Source organism: Stenotrophomonas sp. 3diitr2024 (assembly GCF_042136455.1).
GTDB lineage: Bacteria > Pseudomonadota > Gammaproteobacteria > Xanthomonadales > Xanthomonadaceae > Stenotrophomonas > Stenotrophomonas sepilia.
In genome coordinates, this window is sequence record NZ_JBHHMJ010000079.1 from 1 (window position 1) to 358 (window position 358).

The following is a 358-nucleotide window of genomic DNA, read 5'->3' on the forward strand; positions in this document are numbered from 1 at the left end:
GTAGGTATCGATGAAGCGCTGGTGGTCGCCGTACACCGTGCGCATCTGGCCCGGCCAGGAGTCACGGATGATCAGGTTGCCCTCGGTCGGGCCGTCCTCGATCTCGCCATCGGCATTGACCAGCGCCGGCTGCACGCCGAAGAAGGGCGAGCTGCGCGTGCAGCTTTTGGGCTCCGGCACCATCCTGCGCGAAGCCATTGCCGCGGCCGAGCTGCTGGACAAGGACTTCGGCGTGACCGCCGACATCTGGAAGCACCACCGTATCGTCGGCACGCGCGAAGCCGCCGCGGCGCTGGCGGTCAGGAACGGCACGGAGCTGGAATGCGGCCAGGAGTACGCAACGCTGCCTGCGGCAGTG

The 358-nt window shown here is 67.9% G+C and carries 1 protein-coding gene and 1 pseudogene; one reads left to right on the forward strand and one right to left on the reverse strand.

Going from position 1 to position 358, the window contains the following annotated elements; genetic code table 11:
• On the reverse strand, window positions 1-180 hold a 180-nt coding region (locus ABGA94_RS01815), incomplete at its 3' end, for a hypothetical protein (protein WP_375366213.1).
• On the opposite strand from ABGA94_RS01815, the pseudogene ABGA94_RS01820 reads away from it, so the two are divergent.
• A pseudogene (locus ABGA94_RS01820) lies at window positions 116-358 on the forward strand (hypothetical protein); the annotation flags it as partial. The gene ABGA94_RS01815 and the pseudogene ABGA94_RS01820 sit on opposite strands and share 65 nt — an antisense overlap.